Source organism: Paenibacillus sp. A3 (assembly GCF_001399685.1).
Classification (GTDB): domain Bacteria; phylum Bacillota; class Bacilli; order Paenibacillales; family NBRC-103111; genus Paenibacillus_G.
In genome coordinates, this window is the sequence record NZ_JTHN01000006.1 from 93,860 (window position 1) to 113,697 (window position 19,838).

A 19,838-nucleotide genomic window follows, 5' to 3' on the forward strand; every position below is an offset into this window, starting at 1 on the left:
AATAAAACAGGGTAATCGGATGCATATACTAGGAGGTTTATCATGAGCGACCATCTGGCAAGACGGGATTGGCAAAATTTGAACGTACCGGAGCGGAACCGGCTGCCCGCCCGCGCCTCGTTCGTTCCGTACGGCGCTGCGGACGCGGCACTGACGTACGACCGGGGCAGCTCGGACCGGTTCATGCTGTTGAACGGCGAGTGGGCGTTTCATTACGCCGGACGTCCCGAGGAGGCTCCGGCCTCGTTCTACATGCCGGAATTCGACGACAGCGGCTGGGATCGCCTCGCCGTGCCGAGCCACTGGCAGCTTCACGGATACGGCGCGCCGCATTATACGGATTTGTACTATCCGTTCCCCGTCTGTCCGCCCGAAGTGCCCGCGGATAATCCCACCGGGACGTACCGGCGGACGTTTACGCTGCCGGAGAGTTGGCTGTCCTGGAACGTCTTCTTGCAGTTTCAAGGCGTGGACAGCGCTTTTCACGTCTGGCTGAACGGCAGCTATGTCGGCTATAGTCAAGGCAGCCGCTTGCCCTCGGAATTCGCCATTGCCCCGTTTGTGCGCGAGGGCGAGAACGTGCTGGCGGTGCAGGTCTACCAATGGTCAGACGGCAGCTATTTGGAGGATCAGGATATGTGGTGGCTGAGCGGCATTTTTCGCGATGTCGCTTTAGTTGCTCAGCCGAAGACGTATCTCGAAGATTACACGGTCGTCGCCGATCTGGACGCAGACGGCCGCACCGGATTGCTCCATGTAAGGGCGCAGGTTGCTAAAGATCGGGCGATGACGGGAAACGTCGTGTTGGAGTGGCGGCTGACGGACGGAGAGCAAGGGACGGAGGCGGCTTCCGGCGTTTGTCCGGTGGACGGCTGGAGCGAGGATGGCGATGAAGCGACGGCGCACTTCCGGGCGCAGCTGATCGACGTCCGCCCGTGGACGGCGGAAACGCCGGCTTTGTACGATCTGCTGCTCACGCTCAAGATGGCGGATGGCGATACGCTCGAAGTCGTGCCGACGCGCGTCGGCTTCCGCCGGGTGGAAGTGCGGGGCAGCAGGCTGCTCGTCAACGGGATGCCGATCCGGCTGCGCGGCGTAAACCGTCACGATCATCATCCGGAGCGCGGCCGGGCGGTCACGGTAGAGACGATGGAGCAGGACGTCGTCCTGATGAAACGGCACAACATCAACGCGGTGCGGACGGCGCATTACCCGAACGATCCGCGGTTCTACGACCTGTGCGACCGGTACGGTCTGTACGTCATGGACGAGACCGACCTGGAAACGCACGGCTTTGAGCTTATAGGAGATGCCGACCGACTGAGCAACGATCCCGCGTGGGAGGAAGCTTATGTCGAGCGGCTGCGCCGGATGGTCGAGCGGGACAAAAATCATCCGAGCATCCTGTTCTGGTCGCTCGGCAACGAATCCGGCTTCGGCTGCAATCACGAGGCGATGGCCGCTTGGTGCCGCAGCGCCGATCCGACGCGGCTCATTCATTACGAAGGCGACCGCGAAGCGAAGGTGTGTGACGTATTCAGCACGATGTATTCGACCGTGGAGAAAATGATCGGCTTCGGGCAGCGCGAAAACGAGGAAAAACCTCATGTGCTGTGCGAATACGCGCATGCGATGGGCAACGGCCCCGGCGGACTGCTCGAATACGAGGAAGCGTTCCGCAACTATCCCCGGCTTGCCGGCGGCTTTGTGTGGGAGTGGATCGACCACGGCCTCAGCCGCAGGACGGAGGACGGGCGGACGTACTACGCCTACGGAGGCGATTACGGCGACGAGCCGAACAACGGCAACTTTGTTATCGACGGGCTGGTCACGCCGGACCGTACCCCTTCGCCCGGACTGTTGGAGTACAAAAAGATCATCGAGCCGGTAACGGTGGAAGCGTTCGATGCCGGGCAAGGGACGGTCACGATCCGGAATCGGTACGATTTCCTCAACCTGAGCCATCTGCGGCTCGTATGGACCGTCCTGGCGGACGGCGCACCGCTTGCGAGCGGCAGCGCGCCGCTGCCGGACGTGCCGCCGGGCGGCACAGCGCCGCTGACGCTTCCGCTGCACAGACCGGCGCGCCTGCTGCCTGGCGCGGAGTACCGGCTCGAGCTGCGCTTCGTGCTCGCCTCGGACACAAGCTGGGCACCATACGGCCACGAAGTGGCCTGGGCGCAGCTCGAGCTGCCGGGCTGGGCGGCGGCTGGGCTGAGCGCCCAGCCTGCTGCGACGGCGCCGCACCCGCTGCTCGCGGAAGAGCGCGCTGGCGAGCTCGTCCTGCGCGGCGCGGACTTCGCGCTCAGCTTCGGCCTCGCGCGCGGCGATATCCGCTCGTGGACCGGCGCGGGCCGTCCGCTGCTCCGCCGAAGCCCCGCGCTTACGCTATGGCGGCCGCCGATCGACAACGACATGTATGTCGTGGCCGATTGGCGCAAGGCGTGCCTTCATTTGGCGCGCGACGACGCCCGTTCTTTCGCCTGGGAGCGGCTTGATTCCGGCACGGTGCGCTGCACCCGCCGCATACGCACGGCTCCGCCCGTATACGACTGGGGCTACGAGTCCGTGTGGACGTATACGGTCTACGGCAGCGGTCTTGTCGAGCTCCAAGTGCAGGGGACCCCGTATGGCAAGCCACCGGAAATGCTTCCGCGCATCGGGCTGCGGATGGAGCTGCCGGGCGACTATGACCGTGTCGTCTGGTACGGCCGGGGGCCGGGGGAGTCGTACCCGGACAGCAAGCAGGCGGCCCGGTTCGGCCGATATGACTGCTCCGTCGACGGGCTGGCGTTCCCATACGTGTATCCTCAAGAGAACGGCAACCGCTCGGATGTCCGGTGGGCTGCTTTTCTGAGCGGCAGCGGCACGGGGCTGCTTGCCGCCGGGATGCCGCAGTTCGATTTCGGCGCGCACTGGCATACACCGGAAGATATCGAGCAAGCGAAGCATACGACCGATTTGGTCAAACGGGATTTTATAACCTTGCACCTCGATTACCGGCACAACGGGCTCGGAAGCGCAAGCTGCGGACAGGGACAGCTTCCGCCTTACCGGCTGGAGCAGCATGAATTTACGTTCGCGGTCCGGCTGATGACGGTCAACGAGCAGGGGGCAGCGCTCGAGGTAGCGGCCAGATGTCTGCGTGCCGGAGATGTGCGTTAAGCAGCGGAGGAAGTCCCAGCGTTTTTCGAGATGGAACGTATATGGAGAAGATAAGTGAATAAATAATTGCAACCAACCCACGCGGGACGAAAACGTTCCGCGTTTTTTACAAGCATTGTCCCCGTAGGCCGTACTCGTGATATAATCAGCCTACTATATCGTGAAGGGATTTTGAAAGAAGATGCTTTTTGCTTTATGGAAAGGAATCGTCTTAGGCTTGTCGATTGCCGCACCGGTGGGACCCATTGGGATACTGTGCATTCGCAGAACGGTAGCCTTAAGCAGGCTGCACGGCTTTTTGTCGGGGCTCGGAGCGGCCACGGCGGATGCGCTATACGGTTTTGCAGCAGGCTTCGGCTTGACGCTGATCATGAACATGCTTCTGGAGCAGAAGCTCTGGCTTCAAGCGATCGGCGGCCTTTTTCTATGTTACTTGGGCGTGCGGACGTTTCTCTCCAATCCGGCTTCGGATCCGGCAAATGCGGCCGGGGATACTCTCTTAGGATCCTATTTTTCCACTTTTTTACTGACGATCGCCAATCCGATGACCGTTCTGTCTTTTCTGGGGATCTTCGCAGGCATAGGCATCGGAAGCGCCGGAGAAAACATCAATTCAGCGATTGCGCTGGTCGTGGGAGTTTTTTTAGGCTCGGCGCTTTGGTGGTTCGCTCTTTGCTTTACGGTCGGTTTGTTCAGAGAACGTCTGAATGTCCCGGCTCTGAAATGGATCAACCGAATTTCGGGGTCGATTGTGGTCTTGTTCGGGGTCGTTTCCTTTATCGGCCTGCTCCGTTAACACTATGAAGGGAGCGCCGTTCGGCAAGCAGCCGGGGATGTTGCCACGCATAGGCAGCGGTTGGAGTTGGCTGGTAATTATAATCGCGTCGTCGGGTACGATCGGGGAATCGTACCCGGACAGCAAGCAGGCGGCCCGTTCGGCCTGATTCCCCGTCAACGGTCTCGGAAGCGCAAGCTACGGGCAGGGACAGCTCCCGACTTACCGGCTGGAGCCGCACGAATTTACGTTCACGGTCCGGCTGATGACGGTTAACGAACAGGGTGCAGCACTTGAGGTAACCGACAGACGTCTGCTTGCCGATGATGGGCGTTAAGCGGGATCGACGCGTACCAAGCAAGGCAAGAAAATCGAAAAGCTCACGTGGGGCATAACCGTCCCGCGTTTTTTTGCAGTTGCACTAGCGGAACCATGGCGGAAATGCACAATCGGCGGCGGAAGCACAGATGGTTTGCCAGCCTCGACTCGACTTGAAAATAAAGGAACGAGGATGCGCTAAGCTAAGATTTCAGACGTTCCTCCGAAAATAGAGGAAGCAAGGTGACTTATTCGTGTCGAAAAATGTTCACTTCCCCTGGGATGAGGGCATTAAGTCATCGCAGTTCCTCTATTATGTTCAGGCGGACTAATTCGAACACAGTAGCGAACGTCAGTTCCTCTAATTTTATCGCATGTCCCTGAAACACATTCTGAAAGTGCGAGTGCAGGGCTTACTCGTTGAACGATCCAGCCAACGGGCAAGAAAACATGCCCCACGTCTTGCCGATCACATCCCCTCTGCTTATCCATCGCCCCTTTACCCATCCGTCGCCCCGCCCCGTTAACACTGCCCTGACAAATGTCTGCTAAGATGAACTCGAACTGCGCAGAGATGTCAGCGTATGGGGCGCAGAACGGACGCTTGGAAAGGGGCAGAGAACGTGAAGCAGGCATTATACGAGTACATGGGGGACAAGCGCATCATTCCCGCGGTGCGCAAAGCGGAGGATTTACAGGCGGCGTGCGCCAGCGAGTGGCCCGTCGTCTTTTTGCTGATCGGCGATCTGGTCACGGCAGGGGAGTATGTCGAGACGGCGCTCAAAGCAGGCAAAAACGTGTTCCTGCACGTCGATTTTATCGCGGGGCTCGGCAGCGACCCGATCGTCATGAAGTACGTGGCGGAGCGCTGGCGGCCGACCGGCATTATTTCGACGAAGAGCCATTTGGTCAAACAGGCGAAAAAGAACGGCTTGGCCGCGATCCAGCGGCTGTTTTTGATCGATACGTCGGCGCTGGAGCACGGCATCCACAATATCGGGCAGAGCGAGCCGGACGCCGTGGAGATTATGCCCGGTCTGATTCCCCGGGTCATTACCCAGCTGCGCCGGAGCATCTCCATGCCGATCATCGCAGGCGGGCTGATTCACGATCACGCGGAGATCGACATGGCGCTGCAGGCAGGGGCAAGCGCCGTATCGATGGGCAGCCGGAAGCTGTGGGGACCGGGTTCGGCGGCAGCCAACGTGCCGGAAAACGCACCTTTACAAAAACTACACAAACCGTTAACATCCCGATGACAAAACGCTGTTAGAGTAAGAGTCGAAAGTTTAAATTGCATATTCAAGGGTATGAGACGAGGAGAAAACCCTTATGCAGCCGCAGGAAGCGCCTTAACCAAAATGCGCCGCTTCTTTCTGCTGGATAAAGGGTTTTTTTGTGTTTTCATCACGAAGGGAGCTGCGCAGGATTTTGCCGGATTTGAGGGAAGTGGACGGATTCTTTTTCGATTTGGACGGTACGATCATGCTCGGGGAAAGGCTGCTTCCGGCGGCTGCCGAAACGTTCTCCGTCCTGCGGGAAGAAGGAAAGAGCATTTTGTTTCTGAGCAACACGACGACGCGGACAAGGAGCGACTGCCAGGCCCGTCTGCAGGCGTTCGGGTTGGAAGCGCACGTGAACGAGGTGGTGACGGCCGCCTATGCCGCTGCGGTATATTTCACGGAACTGCACGAGCCGGTGGTATACCCCGTTGGGGAGCCGGCGCTGATCCATGAATTGGACGAGCTGGGCATCCGGCGAACGGAGGACCCGCTTCGCGCGACGCACGTGCTTGTCGGGATGGACATGCATTTCGACTACGGTCGTCTGCATCAAGCGATGAAGGCCGTACGCGGCGGTGCGGCGTTGATCGCAGCCAATCCCGACCCGTATTGTCCGGTCGACGGCGACGTCATCCCCGACACGTGGGCGATGGTCAAAGCGATCGAAGCGGCGAGCTGCGCCGAAACGCAGGTTGTCATCGGCAAACCGTCGGATTATTACGCCCGCAAGGCGCTCGAATGGAGCGGTCTTCCGGCGAAGCGCTGCCTGATGGTGGGCGACCGGCTGGATACGGACATCCTGCTGGGACTTGGCAGCGGCATGCGCACGGCGTTGGTGCTGACGGGTGTGACGGCGAGGTCCGATCTGGACATGTCTCCGATCCGGCCCGACTACGTCTGGAATTCTCTGGGGGATTTACTGAAAGCACTCCGTCCCGATTTTTAACATTTGCATTACATTGCTCTAATGAGGGCATCACACACGTTTGCTACAGTACTACATACAACCACCAAAGGAGAGAAAACGATGCGTTCCGTAACTGCAAAAATGGTAAGTCTGGGTCTGTGTATTTCGATGCTCGCCGGGTGCGGCGCCAAAACCGAATCGCCTGCCGCTTCTTCCGCTTCGAATAAGGCGGACACGAAAGCGGAGACGAAGGACGAGAAAGTCGAGCTCACGTTCTATTTCCCGATTGCAGTGGGGGGACCGCTGACTGCCACCATCGAAGGGATGGCTCAGGAATTTACGAAGCAAAATCCGAACATTACCGTCAAGCCGGTCTATACGGGCAGCTATGCGGATACCGCCGTCAAAACGCAAGCGGGCGTACAGGGCAAAAATCCGCCGGATGTGGCCGTGCTGCAATCGACCGAGCTGTTCAGCCTGCTCGATATGAACGCCATCGTTCCGCTCGACGAGTTCATCGCCAAAGAAGGCGGCGACAAGTATTTGTCGGACTTTTACCCCGCGTTCCTGGCGAACTCGCAAACCGGCGGCAAGACGTACAGCATTCCGTTCCAGCGCAGCACCATCGTCCTGTATTACAATAAGGATCTGTTCAAAGCGGCCGGTCTCGATCCGAACAAACCGCCGCAAACTTGGGACGAGATGAAGGACTACGCCAAGAAGCTGACCAAAGACGGCAAGTGGGGCCTCGAAATTCCGGTCACCGGCTTCGCCTACTGGATGTTCCAGACGTTCGCGCTGCAAAACGGCAAAAATATCATGACCGAGGACGGCAAAAAGGTCATGTTCAATACGCCGGAAAACGTGGAAGGCTTGCAATATTGGGTGGATTTGGCGAAAAAGGAAAAGGCGATGCCGGAAGGCGTGACCGAGTGGGGCACCGTGCCTTCGGACTTCCTGGAAGGGAAGACGGCCATGATGTACCATACGACGGGGAACCTGTCCAACGTGAAGAAGAACGCCAAGTTCGACTTCGGCGTCAGCTTCCTGCCGAAACAAAAGAGCTTCGGCAGCCCGACGGGCGGCGGCAACTTCTACATCTTTAAAGACATCGACAAGAAAAAGCAGGAAGCGGCTTGGAAGTTCGTGAAGTTCATGACCGAATCCGAACGTGCCGCCCAATGGAGCATCGACACCGGCTATGTCGCCGTTCGCAAATCCGCCTACGAAACCGAGCGGATGAAAAAATACGCCGCCGAATTCCCGGCCGCCGTCGTGGCGCGCGACCAATTGCAGTATGCGGCCGCCGAGCTGTCCACGCACAACAACGGCAAAGTGATGAAGGCGCTCAGCGACCAGGTGCAGGCGGCGCTGACAGGCGCGATGACGCCGGCGGGCGCCTTGAAGAAAGCGCAGGAGGAAGCGGACAAAGCGCTCGCTCCTTTCAATAAGTAATCCGGATACGAAGGCGGCGGCTTGCGCTAATCCAGGCAGCCGCCCCGGGGCTCCGGCGGGCACGGTTTTATTTTAACGATCGCGGGGAGGCTTCCTTTTGGGCGGCAAAAACTTCAACTTACAATGGAAAACGGACGCATTCGCATGGCTTTTGCTTTTGCCTTCGCTCGTGTTCTTGTTCCTGTTTACGTTTTATCCGATCGCCAAGACGATCCGGCTCAGCTTTTATCAGGCGGATCTGGCGAGCCCGGTGCCGATATTCATCGGCCTGGACAATTACGCTCATCTGATGAAGGACGATATTTTCTGGCAGGTCATGTCCAACAATCTGTGGTTCGCGCTCGGCACGGTGCCGACATCGATGGCGCTGGCGCTGCTGATGGCGGTGTTCGCCAACAAGGCGATTCGCGGCAAAGGCTTTGTGCGGACGGCGTTCTTTTACCCGACCATGAGCCCGATGATCGCCATCGCCAACGTGTGGCTGTTCATCTATACGCCGCAGTACGGGCTGCTGAGCAGGCTGACCCAATGGATCGGGCAGGGCGACATCAACTGGCTTGGCACGCCGGAGTTGGTCATGTATGCGATGATCGTCATGATGATTTGGAAGGAAGCCGGGTATTTTATGATTTTTTACCTTGCCGGGCTGCAAAATATTTCACGCGACCTGTACGAGTCGGCGGAGGTGGACGGCGTCGGGCGCTGGACCGTGTTCCGCAAAATTACGTTCCCGCTGCTCATGCCGACGACTTTGTTTGTCGCCATTGTGGCGTTGACCAACGCGTTCAAGTTCGTCGATCATCTGCTCATTATGACGAAGGGCGGACCGAACAACGCGAGCAATCTGCTGCTTTATTATATTTACGAAACGGCTTTCAGCTTCTGGGATCAAGGCATGGCCTCGACCTTGACGGTCGTCATGATCGCCGTCCTTCTGTTGGTGGCGGCATTGCAGTTTTTCGGGCTGGATAAAAAAATACATTACCATTGATGTGGAAATGCCCTGTGAAAGAAGGTTGGCGGTTACATGCTGCGTAACAAATTGAAAATAAGTCATGCGTTCATATATATATTTGCATTGGTTTGGCTCGTTCCGCTCGTCTGGGTGACCAGCACGGCTTTTCGTCCGAAGCAGCTTGCGCTGCAGCCGGGCTTGTCCCTGGAGTTCACGTTGGACAACTTCACCCGCGTTTGGGCGGCTGCGCCGTTTGCGCAGTACTATGTCAATACGCTGCTGATCGTCGTCTGCGTGTTCGCCGTGCAGATGGTCACGGCGACGATGGCGGCGTTTGCTTTTGCCCGGGTCCGTTTTCGCGGCCAAAATCTCGTGTTTCTGCTGTTTTTGGTGCAGATTATGATTCCAGCGGACGTGCTGATCTTTCCGAACTATAACGTCCTGAAGGAATTGTCGCTGCTCGATACGAAGCTCGGCATTATGCTGCCTTACTTCGCGTCGGCCTTCGGCATTTTCCTGCTGCGTCAGATGTTCAAGACGATCCCGCCGGAGCTGGACGAAGCCGCTGTCATGGAAGGCTGCTCCAAGTGGCAGGTGCTGTGGAAAATTTATTTTCCGCTGGCCCGCCCGTCCTACATCGCTTTCGGGCTGGTGTCCGTCAGCTACCATTGGAACAACTTTTTGTGGCCGCTCATCATTACCAATTCCGTCGAAAACCGGCCGCTTACGGTAGGGCTCGCCATTTTCGCCCAATCGTTCGAGACCGGCGCGCAGTGGACGGAAGTGAGCGCCGCAACGCTGATGGTCATCGCTCCGCTGCTGGCCGGGTTTCTGCTTTTCCAACGCCAGTTTATGAACAGCTTTATTCAGTCGGGGATCAAGTAGACACACGAAGATGAGGGGGATGGAAGCTATGGAAGCGCTGCGTCAATGCGCCGTTTCGACTTATGCGCTGCTGGAGGAGTCTTTGGAGGCGGCGGTCGTTCGTTTGATCCGGGACGGGTGGAAGGAAATCGAGATCATGGGCGAAGGACCGCACATCGAGCTGCTGGAATGGCCCGAGGAGAAGCTTGACTGGCTTCGGCAGCTAGGGAAGGAGCATGGCGTTCGCTGGACGGTCCATGCTCCGATCACAGGTTTGAACCCGGTTGCGTACGAGGCGGAAGCGAGAAAAGTCTCGATGGAGCTCCTGTTAACGACACTTCGGATTGCGGAGCGCCTGGAATGCGCTTATGTCGTGCTGCATCCCGGAGAAGCGGACGAAGCGGATGGGCTGGAGGCCGATTCCGGGCTGGAAGTGGAGCTTGCGGAGCGGGTAGCCGAATTTGTCCGGGAAGCGCTGCGCGCAACAGCCGGTTCGGGCGTCGTGATCGGGCTGGAAAACGTGCCGCCGTATCCGAACCTGCTAGGCACGGACGTGGCATTTCTTGAGCGGATCGTCCGTTCGGTCGATTCGCCGCGTCTGCGGATCGTTTTCGATGCGGGACACGCCCATTTGATCGGCACGGGACTCTGCCTGCTGTCGCTCAAGCGCGTCATGCCTTACGTGGTCGGGCTGCATTTGAGCGACAACGGAGGCGTGCGCGACGATCACTGGGCGTTCGGCGCGGGCTCGGTTCCGCTCGATGCCGTGACGGTGCTGGCGCAGGATCACGGCTTCGCCGGCTCCTGGGTGCTGGAGCTGCGCAGCGTGCCGGACGCGGTCGCCTCGGCGGAAGCGCTGGCCCGGATGCGGCGTTCTCTATGAACCGGTCTGCGTCAGGCGGAGTAAGAGTGGGGCAGACGAGGGCTGCTTGAAATACGACCGTCACCCGGCAACGGTTCAAGCAGGCTCTCGTTTCGCCGTTTACCTCACATCCAACACCTTTAGCGCCACGGATGCATAGTTCGATACATCCTCCGGCACAACGGCTTCGAACGGTTGCAGGGAGCCGTTCCCCGGATAGGATGCATCAAATGCCAATTCCAGCGGAGCTCTGGCTATCGTTTTACCGTCCGCGTTCAGGAACGACAGCTCCGCCTTCACACGACGCTCCCCGGCAAGCTTGAAGGTATATTGACCGGTCAAGATGCTGAACTCGCCATCCCGCCTCACTTGAATCGAGCCTAAGCGAAGCTCCGGATGTGCAGCATCTGCGATGGCCATCGGGTCGTCCGGTTGAATCTTGCTTACGGGTTGATCATTGAACATCCCGACTTGAACGGTGGCATACGCAAACGTCTGGATGTTCCGGTCCACCGTCAGCTCGACCGGTGTTGCTTCCCCGCCTTTAAGTCGAACTGCCGCTCCTGAGGAGGCACCGATTCGTTCGCCCTTTTCGTTGTAGAACAAGACGGTGAACCTGACCGGGATCGTCTCTCCTGTATCCCGCCACTTCGGCCCGAGCTGCACCGAGGCCCGAAATCGCGTCTGATTCCCGTCGAAATAATAAAATCGCAGGCCAGCCTCCATGCGATGATCTGCATCCGCCGCATCCAGTTCATGAAGCCGGAACCAAACCGGCCCCAGCCACGAATCGGCCCGGTACCAATCGCGCCAAACCGCAGTAACCTGCATCAGCTGAGGATTCACGCTTGCTCCGGTAACATATTCGTACGGAAAACGAAACAATTTCGTTGGCGCCGTCAGTTGAACATCCGTCTGAACTAACTTTACGCCAACCGCCGCCCAGCTTGGCGCGATCCAGCCTTCTCCTTCGGCAGTTGCGATCTTGTAACGTTTATCCCAACTGGCAATCGCTTTGACGGTTTGTTTGCCGATCTTCCCCTTAGGCGATAATAACCCGGGATCGTTGTACAAAGTTTCTTCATAGGATAGCTCGATGTACGTGTCAACCGGCTCTTCGTTTCCTCTCAGTGCGTTGTCGGGAACGATCCATGCATTGCCCATCCAGGTGGAAATCAAATATCTGGGTACCCGATATCCTTCCCCATGTCCTCTTCTTATGCTTGACGTTTGCAGCACACGAACTTTCTGGGGCGCGATCATTCCGACTTGTTGATAACGGTCGTCATAGAGCTCCGTCGGCTCGAACAGCGTTAACGTTTCGGCTGATTCCGGCAGATTCTGAGAGTCGCCGGCTAGAGCGGATGGTGCCGACGGTTGGACTGCCAGCGCACCTTCCAACAGTCCGAGGATTAGTAACATCCCGGCTTTTTTTCGCATACGTTCACTTCCTCGTCTTTCGGTAGATATCGCCAATTAACCCTAATTTTACACATTGTATGAATTGATTAAAAGCAGGCGTTCTGTTATATGTTTTTCGAACAAGGGTCCAGGAAATGTCACGTGCCAAGTAATGGGGAAAATGTACAACGTGAAATAAAAGGAGCAAGGAGTTAGTCAAGAGGCGATTACCTCGCTTTTTTGCTTTAGAAGTGGCTAGTAGTGCTGATAAAAATCGGGTCTATAAGTTTGTTACTTTATTAGAAATACATAAGCCAGTCCAATACAAACAAATATCAAGAAAACACCCGATACCCTCATTAGCAGTAAATCGGCATCGCTCGGCTTCCTTACTTTTTTCGAAATAAATTCCCTTTTCCATGTCGCTGCTGGTTTAATAATTGCAAGAATAGCGTAAGAAAGCATTAATAATAAAAGTAGTATGATCAGTGCTTTTTCCAACTTGCTCATCTCCCTATTTTCTAAAATAGATTCCCAACTTTACCGTTGAAAAATCGTTCCCATTATGCTCTTGTCGCTGACTTTTCACAGTTAAATCTTTCTATAAGCCTTTTAATACTATATTTCGGAAATAAAAAAATCTAATTAATGTAAATTTCGATACAGTTTTGTTTGCTCCCTTTTGTGGCCCTACTATGCTACTGCAAATCCAAACGATTGTGCAAAAAAATCGGTTAATCTGCTAAAGATTTTGCTCCGTCTTCCACGCTATGATTATCGATAAACCCTGCATTTACCTGCATCGTCAAGGAGGGGAGACAAAGGGAACATATGCGGCTGGCCTATGCGAAAAAACGATTGTGTAACGAAGTCTTACACCGCTACCGAAATTCGTTGGAAAAGAAGGAGAAACGACCCCTTTCACTTTCTGCGAACGAAACACCGTCTTCTGTCAGAACCGTCTAGTGAGCCACAATGTATTTTCTTACCCCGCCGATCCTCGTTTAATTTATTTTTTTTCAATCCCAACCCAAAATCATGCAGACGGCCCGCAGCCTGCCTGCCGACAGGAGCCTGGCCGTAACTAGAGGAGGATATGAACGATGTCCGAATTCAAGCCCGCCGAGTCCGAGTCCGTATCCGTATCTGTACCGCAAGAGACATCCTTTCCGCCCGAGCCGAAGCGGTTCAGCCGCCGTTCGGTCATCGCCACGCTCGGCATGGCCGGCGTGGCCGCCGCAGGCGGACTGCTGACCGGTGGCGGACTGAGGTCCGCTTACGCCGGGGAATCGCAGACCGTGACCGACATTGTATACGGAAGCCGGGTCAACCATCCGAGAGATCTGATGAACATGGATTTCTGTACACCTTCCAGTATAGCGGCGTTACGGGCGGCCAAAGATGCGAACGACGGATTTTTATACTATGTGAGGGATCAGGGGCAGGAAGGGTTCTTTTACTATGATCCGAGCGACAGCACGACGGCGGACAATACGGGGCTCGTGCTCGTTTCGACGGTGAGCGGGTACCGGTTTAAGCGGATTGTGGACCGGGATGAGGTTAGCGTGAAATGGTTTGGGGCCAAAGGGGACGGCGCAGCGGACGAATGGCGGCCATTCAAGCGGCGATCGACGCGGTCTCGGCTCTGGGGGGCGGCACCGTCTATTTTCCGGTCGGCACGTACATCGTATCGCCGCTTCTCCAGACGAAACGCATCATTCTGAAAAGCAACGTATATTTGCGTGGCGAGGGAAGCAACTCCGTGATTAAGGTGAAGAACGATGCGGGCGATTACTGGACGATTTTCGGCGGCTTTCAAGGCTCGCCCAAAGTGTCGAACGTCCGCATCAGCCATCTGCGGATCGACCAGAACGTCTTGAACAATACAACATGCAGCATTGATCCCGGCCGGGATACGAACGGAACGAAGGATTTTTACTGGCGGCAGTTTTGCATCGCGCTGTTCGACTTCGACAATATTACGATCGAGCATGTCCAGTTCGCTCCGATCTGCGGTGTCACTACGATCACGCTCAATAACCCGGCCTGTAAAAACGTCCGGATCTTGAACTGCTCCTTCGAATTCATGGAAACGCATGCGGGCCAAAGCGTCGTGTCGGGAAACATTACGGACGGCTATTTTACAGGCATTCACATACAGTCCAGTGAAATCGCAAACGACCCCGAGCTCCGAAAAACACTGGATTTCAGCGATATGACGATTTCGGGGAATACGTTCAGCAACGCTTGCCTCGCTGTTCAGCTGTGGCCACGCAAGGAGTTTCCGGTTAAGAACGTGTCGGTCACAGGCAATACGATCAGCATCAACAACAAGCACCACAATTTCTCCATGATGCTGGGCATCGGCTCGTTTCCGGGAGTGCTGCCGGACTCTGGCGGCTACGACAATATAACGATCAGCGGCAATACGATCCAGTTTCAGGAAGAGTTCGTCAGACGCAATCCGAACGACCCGAACGAGGCCGGGGTTTCCATCCTCGAAGACCGGGCATTCGGGATCGGTTTCGTGCGGCCGGTCGAAGCGAGCAACATCGTCATCAGCGGCAACGTGATCAAAAATTGCCCGTTTACCGGCATCCGCATTGGCAATCCGGAGAAGCTGGGCAAAGTAACCGGGGTGCAGATCAGCGACAACCTGATCATTAACGCCGGCCATTACCCGGCGGCGAACGAAAAGTACAAGTCCGCCATTTTGCTCCAATCCGCGGTCAGTGACGCGTACATTACGGATAATTACATCCGGGATACGTACGACACGGCCCGGGGACTCTATTCGATCCGAATTAACGAGGCGGACGGCACGTTCTCGAATATTCGCCTGAAAAACAACTGCATCGCCTCGAAGCAGGGCGGGCTGTGGCTCGACCTCGGTCCGGGCGTCCTTTTTGACGAGCGGGACGGCGCCGTTTCCAGATTTGTGCAAGCGTTTCCGCCGATCTCGGGCACGTTCGAGGCCGGCGCATTCGTCTACATGACCGATTCTGCCGTGGAACAGGGCCGGACGCCGGCCGGCTACAAGGTGACTTCGGGCGGAACGGCAGGGGCTTTGACCGGAGTTACGGCCTCGGGAAGCTCCGGATCGGCGGTGCTGAACGTGAATGACGCTTCTGCGCTTGCCGCAGGTCAATGGATTCGCATCGGAAACGGCAGCCAGCGGCTGAGGATTGTCGCTATTTCCGGCAAGGTCCTGCGCGTCCACGAACCGGTCGCCTCCGGCCAGCCGGTCACCGGCGCGGTCAGCTTCGTCGCGCCTTCGTTCGAGCCGTTCGGCGCGATTGGCCGTATGTCCGCCATCGGCGATACGAGCGACTCCACCTTGGCGCAGCTTGAGTCGGAGGTGAACAAGCTGAAGCAGGCTTTACGCGATTACGGCGTGCTGTCTCTGTAATAATCCCGCCACGGACGAAAATGCAAAATTTTCGTACCAACCTACAAACCGAAGTACAAAAAGTGCGGCGAAACGGGCAAAGCTTTTGCCAAAAGCTTCGGTTATCATTAGCAGGGAAGAGACCAAGAAAGCGGGTGAAACCTTTGGAAATCGGTGTCATTAACATTTTGCGGAACGGCGGAGATTGCTTCGGGCATGTCAGCGACTTCGGCTTGTCGGTATGTCAGCTGATGTGCTGGGACCCGGAGCTGGCCACTGCGGAAGTGGCCGATCGCGTCGTAGAATGCGCGGCCCGGGCGGGCGTCCGCATCTGCGCGGTCTGGGGCTGGGTCGCCGGTCCAGGGAAGTGGAATTTTACCGAAGGTCCGGTTACTCTCGGCCTGATCCCCGAGGAATACCGCAGCGAGCGGGTTGCGACCCTCAAGCGTTGGGCGGACTTTGCCGAGCGGATCGGCGCCCCGGCGCTCATTACCCACTGCGGCTTCATTCCGGAAAATATGACCGACCCCGCTTATCCGGCGGTGGTGGAGGCGATTCGCGAAGTCGCCGCGTACTGCGAATCGAAGGGGCTCGGTTTCTGGTTCGAGACCGGCCAGGAAACGCCGGTCGTTCTGCTTCGGACGATCGAGCGGGTCGGGACGTCCAATCTCGGCATTAATTTGGATCCGGCCAATCTGATTTTGTACGGCAAAGGCAATCCGGTCGATGCGCTCGACGTCATCGGTCCTTATGTGCGCAACGTGCATGTGAAGGACGGATTGTATCCGACCGATGGCGATCGTCTCGGCAAGGAAGTGCCCGCCGGAGAAGGAAAAGTGAACTTCCCTGTGCTGCTAGCCAGGCTGCGGGAGCTTGGCTACGACGGCGAGCTGATTATCGAACGGGAAATATCCGGCGACGAGCAGGCCCGGGATATACGGGCGACGATCGGGCGGCTGGAGCGGTGGAGGAGACGGGAGGAATTCGCATGAACTTGTTCACGACGCTGAAGGGCTCCTTGATGGAAAGCTTTTTTCCGCAAGGGTGGGATTTGGAGAAAATGGACGCCTGCTGCAGCCTGGGCCCCGAGCGGCTGCTGGCGCGTCGAAGCAACTGGCATGACCGGTTCGAGCCGGTCGCCTGCGAAGATTTGCAGGAATTTAACGCGTTGATGGGCCATGAGATCGCCCTGGCGATCAAACAGGCGCGGGACCGCGGGGAGAAGCTTGCGATCATTTTCCCGGTAGGACCGATGGGAATGTACAAGTGGGCCGTCTACTTTCTCAAGGCTTGGGATGTGAGCGCTTCCCATGTTTACGGCTTCAATATGGACGAATGGAGCGACGCGGAAGGACGCACGCTGCCGCCGTCCGATCCGGGAGCGTTCCAATACGCGATGGAGCACAGCTTTTACAACCTGCTGGGCGAACGGACAGTGCCGAAGGCGCAGCGGCATTACGCAACGGCGGAAAGCTTGCCGAGATATGCTGAACGCATTGCCATGCTGAAGAAGGATGGCGCGAAGCTGCTGGTTATTTATGGAATCGGACGCGTCTGCCACATCGCCTTCTGGGAGCCGCAATATGCCGGGGAATACGCGGACGAAGCGGCATGGCGGGCCGCCACGCACCGGATCGGGGCGAAGCTGCACCCGCTAACGATCGAGCAAAATGCGATAACGAGCTTCAAGAGCCGGACGACGCGCGTGCCATGCTATGCGAATACGATCGGGCCCGGGCTGTTCCTGCAGGCCGATTATGCGATAGGCGGCGCGGACGGCGCGCTCGGACGCGGGATGATGTGGCAGGCCATGTCGCTGGCCGTTACGCTTCAGCACGGCGCCGACCCCTGGATTCCGTCAACGTATATGCCGACGCTGCCCGGCAAGCTGTTTTTCCTAAGCGAACTGGCCGGACCGCTTGAGCCGGAGCTGAACTAAGGAGGAGGCGCTTCATGATCGTACTTGCCATCGGCGCGCACCCCGACGACATCGAAATTTCGTGCGCGGGTACGCTTGCCAAGCTGAAGCAGGCAGGGCACGAGGTCGTGCTGTGCCACGTCTGCAAAGGGGATAAAGGGCATTACCACATCCCGCCGTCCGAGCTGACGGACATCCGTCGCAAAGAAGCGGAGGAAGCGGGAGGCGTCATCGGCAGCCGGGTACTGACGCTCGGCTTCGGCGACGGCGAAGTGATCGCCGACAATCAGGAGAACCGGATGAAGTTCATCGATCTGATTCGCGAGGTGCGCCCGGATCTCGTTATCACGCACGCTCCGAACGATTATATGCCGGATCATATCGCCGTCAGCCACTTGGTGTTTTACGCGACATTTTTTGCCACGCTGCCGCATTTCGTCACGGACCGCCCGGCAACGGGCAAGGTGCCCGGACTGTACTACATGGACAACTTGTCCGGTCTCGGGTTCGAGCCGACGTTTTACGTCGATGTGACCGACCATTTTGCCACGAAGCTGGAAATGCTCAAGAAGCACCAGAGCCAACTTGTCTGGCTTAAGGAGCACGACGGGGTCGATATCGTCGATTTTGTGGATGCTCTCGGAAAGACGAGAGGAATTCAAGCAGGCTGCGCTTACGCCGAAGGGTTCGTCCAGCAATTGGTCTGGACCCGCCCGAACGCCGTCCGCTTCCCGGTCTGACGGGAGGATGTCGCCGGCGGCACGGACGTGCCCTTATTTCACTGTGGAGGAGAGAGAAACCGGATGCTGAACGTAGGATTAATCGGAATTGGCTTTATGGGCCGGACTCACATGACCCAATATCTCCGGCTGGAGCGCGAAGGCTTTCCGCTCCGGCTGACTTCGATATGCGATGTTGATGCGAAGAAATTCCAAGGCATTTTTACCGAGGGCAACATTCAAAACCCGTCGACGCAGTTTGATTTCAGCCCGTACCGGCTGTATAACGAGGTCGATCGGATGCTGGAGGAGGAACGGCTGGATATGGTCGACATCTCGCTGCCGACGTATCTGCATGCCGAAGTGGCGCTTAAGGCGCTGCGCAAAGGCGTCCATGTCCTATGCGAGAAGCCGATGGCTCTCACGACGGGCGAAGGCGAGGCGATGGTTGAAGCGGCCCGGGAATGCGGCAAGAAGCTGATGATCGCGCAGGTGCTGCGCTTTTGGCCGGAATACGAATACTTGAAGGAGACGGTCGCCGGAGGGCGGTACGGCAAGGTGCTTTCGGCTTACTTCTTCCGCGGGGGCAATCCGCCGGTATGGACGTACAACGACTGGATGGTGCTCGAGAATACGAGCGGGGGCGGCATGCTCGACCTTCATATTCACGACATCGATATGGTGAATTGGCTGTTCGGCATCCCAGGCTCCGTAGCGACGATTGCCCGCAGCGTTCTGCCGGGAAGCGCGTACGACATCATTTCGACGAACTATACGTATCCCGACGGCAAAGTGGTCAATTCGCAAATCGACCGGTCGCTGCAAGGCGATTTCGGCTTCGAAATGGCGTTTCGCGTCAACTTCGAGGGCGGCAATCTGGTCTACGACAAACGGGTGCTGAAGGATAATCCCAAGGACGGCAAAGGCTTCGTGCCGGAGCTGTCCCAAGACAGCGGGTACTACCGCGAGATTAAATACTTCGCGGAAGCGGTGATACACGACCGTCCGTTGGACCGCTCGGCTCCGGAGGATACGCTCGTATCGCTGCGAATTGCGGAAGCGGAAAAGCAATCCGCCGACCAGGAAGGATCGCCGGTGCGGATCGCGTAAAATTTACAGTTATTTGAAAGGGGGGGAGCGAATGCTTTCGGGTATCGGATTATCGGGATTTTTGCTCATTTTTTTGGTGGCGCTCATTTTGTTCGGACCGTCCAAGCTGCCGCAGCTCGGTCGGGCGGTCGGGACCACGCTGAGCGAGTTTCGCCGGGGGAGCCGGGAGCTGGTGGAGGAGATCGGGACGGAGGAGCGGCATCAAACGGAGGAAGGCAGACGATAAGCATTTTCCCTTGCTAAACGATGCAGCGGGTATCAATCAGGAGAGAATTCGATCGCTCTACGGGATCGGGTTCTCTCTTTTCGTTCCGGCAGCGAGCGAAGGAGGGCGTTGATCTCTCGAGCGCGGCGCTCCCAAGTATGCTCCAGGGCGTAGGAGATGCGGGCAGCCCCGTCCCCCGGTTCGTCAAGCCGTTCCGCGACCTTCCGAATAAACGCTTCGCGGGAGGCGGCAGCATCCACATACGGAGCCATCCCCTGACACTCGGGAAGCGCCGTAGATACCACCGGTTTGCCGGCGCCCAGATATTCGTAGGCTTTGACCGGGTTGGCTGCGACCGTCACGGGCGTTATGCGGAAAGGAATGATGCAGACGCTGAAGCTCTGAATATAGTCCCGCAGCTCCTCATGCCGCTTGAGCCCCAAGAACCGTACCGTGTCGCCGAAAGCGTCGGGCCGGAGTTTTCTGTCGAACTGCGGCCCGACGCTTTCGGCG

General features: G+C 57.4%; 18 protein-coding genes. 15 read left to right on the forward strand and 3 right to left on the reverse strand.

The genetic code is table 11. From position 1 onward, the window contains the following. Window positions 1–42 precede the first annotated feature (42 nt). The 8 genes from QJ48_RS00770 (at window position 43) to QJ48_RS00805 (ending at window position 10,605) form a co-directional block, all read left to right on the forward strand. A complete protein-coding gene (locus tag QJ48_RS00770) occupies window positions 43–3,165 on the forward strand; it encodes a glycoside hydrolase family 2 TIM barrel-domain containing protein (protein ID WP_054971763.1) in 3,123 nt (1,040 codons plus the stop codon). A 181-nt stretch (window positions 3,166–3,346) separates the two neighbouring features. Beyond that, on the forward strand, window positions 3,347–3,961 hold the full coding sequence (locus tag QJ48_RS00775; RefSeq protein ID WP_054971764.1) for a LysE/ArgO family amino acid transporter: 615 nt from the start codon (window positions 3,347–3,349) through the stop codon (window positions 3,959–3,961). Window positions 3,962–4,842: 881 nt separating this feature from the next. Next, entirely contained in the window at window positions 4,843–5,517 is a 675-nt protein-coding gene (locus tag QJ48_RS00780) for a glycerol-3-phosphate responsive antiterminator (RefSeq protein WP_237762766.1), read from the forward strand. Between the two features lie 172 nt (window positions 5,518–5,689). Further along, on the forward strand, window positions 5,690–6,487 hold the full coding sequence (locus QJ48_RS00785; protein ID WP_082420273.1) for an HAD-IIA family hydrolase: 798 nt from the start codon (window positions 5,690–5,692) through the stop codon (window positions 6,485–6,487). A gap of 81 nt (window positions 6,488–6,568) precedes the next feature. Then, window positions 6,569–7,903, forward strand: a complete 1,335-nt coding sequence (locus QJ48_RS00790; RefSeq protein ID WP_054971765.1) for an ABC transporter substrate-binding protein — start codon at window positions 6,569–6,571, stop codon at window positions 7,901–7,903. 97 nt (window positions 7,904–8,000) lie between these two features. Then, complete coding sequence (locus tag QJ48_RS00795) at window positions 8,001–8,894, forward strand: carbohydrate ABC transporter permease (RefSeq protein ID WP_054971766.1); 894 nt, start codon at window positions 8,001–8,003, stop codon at window positions 8,892–8,894. A gap of 36 nt (window positions 8,895–8,930) precedes the next feature. Further along, the gene (locus tag QJ48_RS00800) at window positions 8,931–9,743 is read left to right on the forward strand and encodes a carbohydrate ABC transporter permease (RefSeq protein WP_054971767.1); all 813 of its coding nucleotides are present in this window, start codon (window positions 8,931–8,933) and stop codon (window positions 9,741–9,743) included. 28 nt (window positions 9,744–9,771) lie between these two features. Further along, window positions 9,772–10,605 carry a sugar phosphate isomerase/epimerase family protein gene (locus tag QJ48_RS00805; RefSeq protein WP_054971768.1) on the forward strand — a complete coding sequence of 278 codons (834 nt, stop codon included), beginning with the start codon at window positions 9,772–9,774 and terminating at the stop codon, window positions 10,603–10,605. Between the two features lie 99 nt (window positions 10,606–10,704). On the opposite strand, the gene QJ48_RS00810 is transcribed toward QJ48_RS00805, so the two are convergent. After that, entirely contained in the window at window positions 10,705–12,024 is a 1,320-nt protein-coding gene (locus tag QJ48_RS00810) for a hypothetical protein (protein WP_054971769.1), read from the reverse strand. A 252-nt stretch (window positions 12,025–12,276) separates the two neighbouring features. Then, entirely contained in the window at window positions 12,277–12,486 is a 210-nt protein-coding gene (locus QJ48_RS00815) for a DUF6199 family natural product biosynthesis protein (protein ID WP_054971770.1), read from the reverse strand. A gap of 602 nt (window positions 12,487–13,088) precedes the next feature. On the opposite strand from QJ48_RS00815, the gene QJ48_RS37265 reads away from it, so the two are divergent. The 7 genes from QJ48_RS37265 (at window position 13,089) to QJ48_RS00845 (ending at window position 19,346) form a co-directional block, all read left to right on the forward strand. Further along, window positions 13,089–13,709 carry a hypothetical protein gene (locus QJ48_RS37265; protein ID WP_162238412.1) on the forward strand — a complete coding sequence of 207 codons (621 nt, stop codon included), beginning with the start codon at window positions 13,089–13,091 and terminating at the stop codon, window positions 13,707–13,709. After that, on the forward strand, window positions 13,592–15,394 hold the full coding sequence (locus tag QJ48_RS00820; RefSeq protein WP_054971771.1) for a glycosyl hydrolase family 28-related protein: 1,803 nt from the start codon (window positions 13,592–13,594) through the stop codon (window positions 15,392–15,394). Before QJ48_RS37265 ends, QJ48_RS00820 begins: the two co-directional genes overlap by 118 nt. A 134-nt stretch (window positions 15,395–15,528) precedes the next feature. Further along, window positions 15,529–16,365, forward strand: coding sequence for a sugar phosphate isomerase/epimerase (locus tag QJ48_RS00825; RefSeq protein ID WP_054971772.1), 837 nt, complete (start codon window positions 15,529–15,531; stop codon window positions 16,363–16,365). Continuing rightward, complete coding sequence (locus QJ48_RS00830) at window positions 16,362–17,312, forward strand: 6-phosphogluconolactonase (protein WP_054971773.1); 951 nt, start codon at window positions 16,362–16,364, stop codon at window positions 17,310–17,312. The genes QJ48_RS00825 and QJ48_RS00830 overlap by 4 nt, the downstream gene beginning before the upstream one ends. Window positions 17,313–17,326: 14 nt before the next feature. Then, window positions 17,327–18,031: a PIG-L deacetylase family protein gene (locus tag QJ48_RS00835; protein WP_054971774.1), complete on the forward strand. Its 705-nt coding sequence runs from the start codon at window positions 17,327–17,329 to the stop codon at window positions 18,029–18,031. Between the two features lie 63 nt (window positions 18,032–18,094). Next, the gene (locus QJ48_RS00840) at window positions 18,095–19,120 is read left to right on the forward strand and encodes a Gfo/Idh/MocA family protein (protein WP_054971775.1); all 1,026 of its coding nucleotides are present in this window, start codon (window positions 18,095–18,097) and stop codon (window positions 19,118–19,120) included. A gap of 31 nt (window positions 19,121–19,151) precedes the next feature. Beyond that, the gene (locus QJ48_RS00845) at window positions 19,152–19,346 is read left to right on the forward strand and encodes a twin-arginine translocase TatA/TatE family subunit (protein WP_054971776.1); all 195 of its coding nucleotides are present in this window, start codon (window positions 19,152–19,154) and stop codon (window positions 19,344–19,346) included. 32 nt (window positions 19,347–19,378) lie between these two features. On the opposite strand, the gene QJ48_RS00850 is transcribed toward QJ48_RS00845, so the two are convergent. Then, window positions 19,379–19,838 (reverse strand): glycosyltransferase (locus QJ48_RS00850; protein WP_157261455.1); only part of this gene is annotated, 460 nt, incomplete at its 5' end.

Excerpts from the sequence above, each read along its gene's own strand:
- QJ48_RS00770 (WP_054971763.1), top strand. The coding sequence starts at position 43 with ATGAGCGACCATCTGGCAAGACGGGATTGGCAAAATTTGAACGTACCG.
- QJ48_RS00775 (WP_054971764.1), top strand. The coding sequence starts at position 3,347 with ATGCTTTTTGCTTTATGGAAAGGAATCGTCTTAGGCTTGTCGATTGCC.
- QJ48_RS00780 (WP_237762766.1), top strand. The coding sequence starts at position 4,843 with ATGGGGCGCAGAACGGACGCTTGGAAAGGGGCAGAGAACGTGAAGCAG.
- QJ48_RS00790 (WP_054971765.1), top strand. The coding sequence starts at position 6,569 with ATGCGTTCCGTAACTGCAAAAATGGTAAGTCTGGGTCTGTGTATTTCG.
- QJ48_RS00800 (WP_054971767.1), top strand. The coding sequence starts at position 8,931 with ATGCTGCGTAACAAATTGAAAATAAGTCATGCGTTCATATATATATTT.
- QJ48_RS00805 (WP_054971768.1), top strand. The coding sequence starts at position 9,772 with ATGGAAGCGCTGCGTCAATGCGCCGTTTCGACTTATGCGCTGCTGGAG.
- QJ48_RS00810 (WP_054971769.1), bottom strand. The coding sequence starts at position 12,024 with ATGCGAAAAAAAGCCGGGATGTTACTAATCCTCGGACTGTTGGAAGGT.
- QJ48_RS37265 (WP_162238412.1), top strand. The coding sequence starts at position 13,089 with ATGTCCGAATTCAAGCCCGCCGAGTCCGAGTCCGTATCCGTATCTGTA.
- QJ48_RS00820 (WP_054971771.1), top strand. The coding sequence starts at position 13,592 with ATGGCGGCCATTCAAGCGGCGATCGACGCGGTCTCGGCTCTGGGGGGC.
- QJ48_RS00830 (WP_054971773.1), top strand. The coding sequence starts at position 16,362 with ATGAACTTGTTCACGACGCTGAAGGGCTCCTTGATGGAAAGCTTTTTT.
- QJ48_RS00835 (WP_054971774.1), top strand. The coding sequence starts at position 17,327 with ATGATCGTACTTGCCATCGGCGCGCACCCCGACGACATCGAAATTTCG.
- QJ48_RS00840 (WP_054971775.1), top strand. The coding sequence starts at position 18,095 with ATGCTGAACGTAGGATTAATCGGAATTGGCTTTATGGGCCGGACTCAC.
- QJ48_RS00845 (WP_054971776.1), top strand. The coding sequence starts at position 19,152 with ATGCTTTCGGGTATCGGATTATCGGGATTTTTGCTCATTTTTTTGGTG.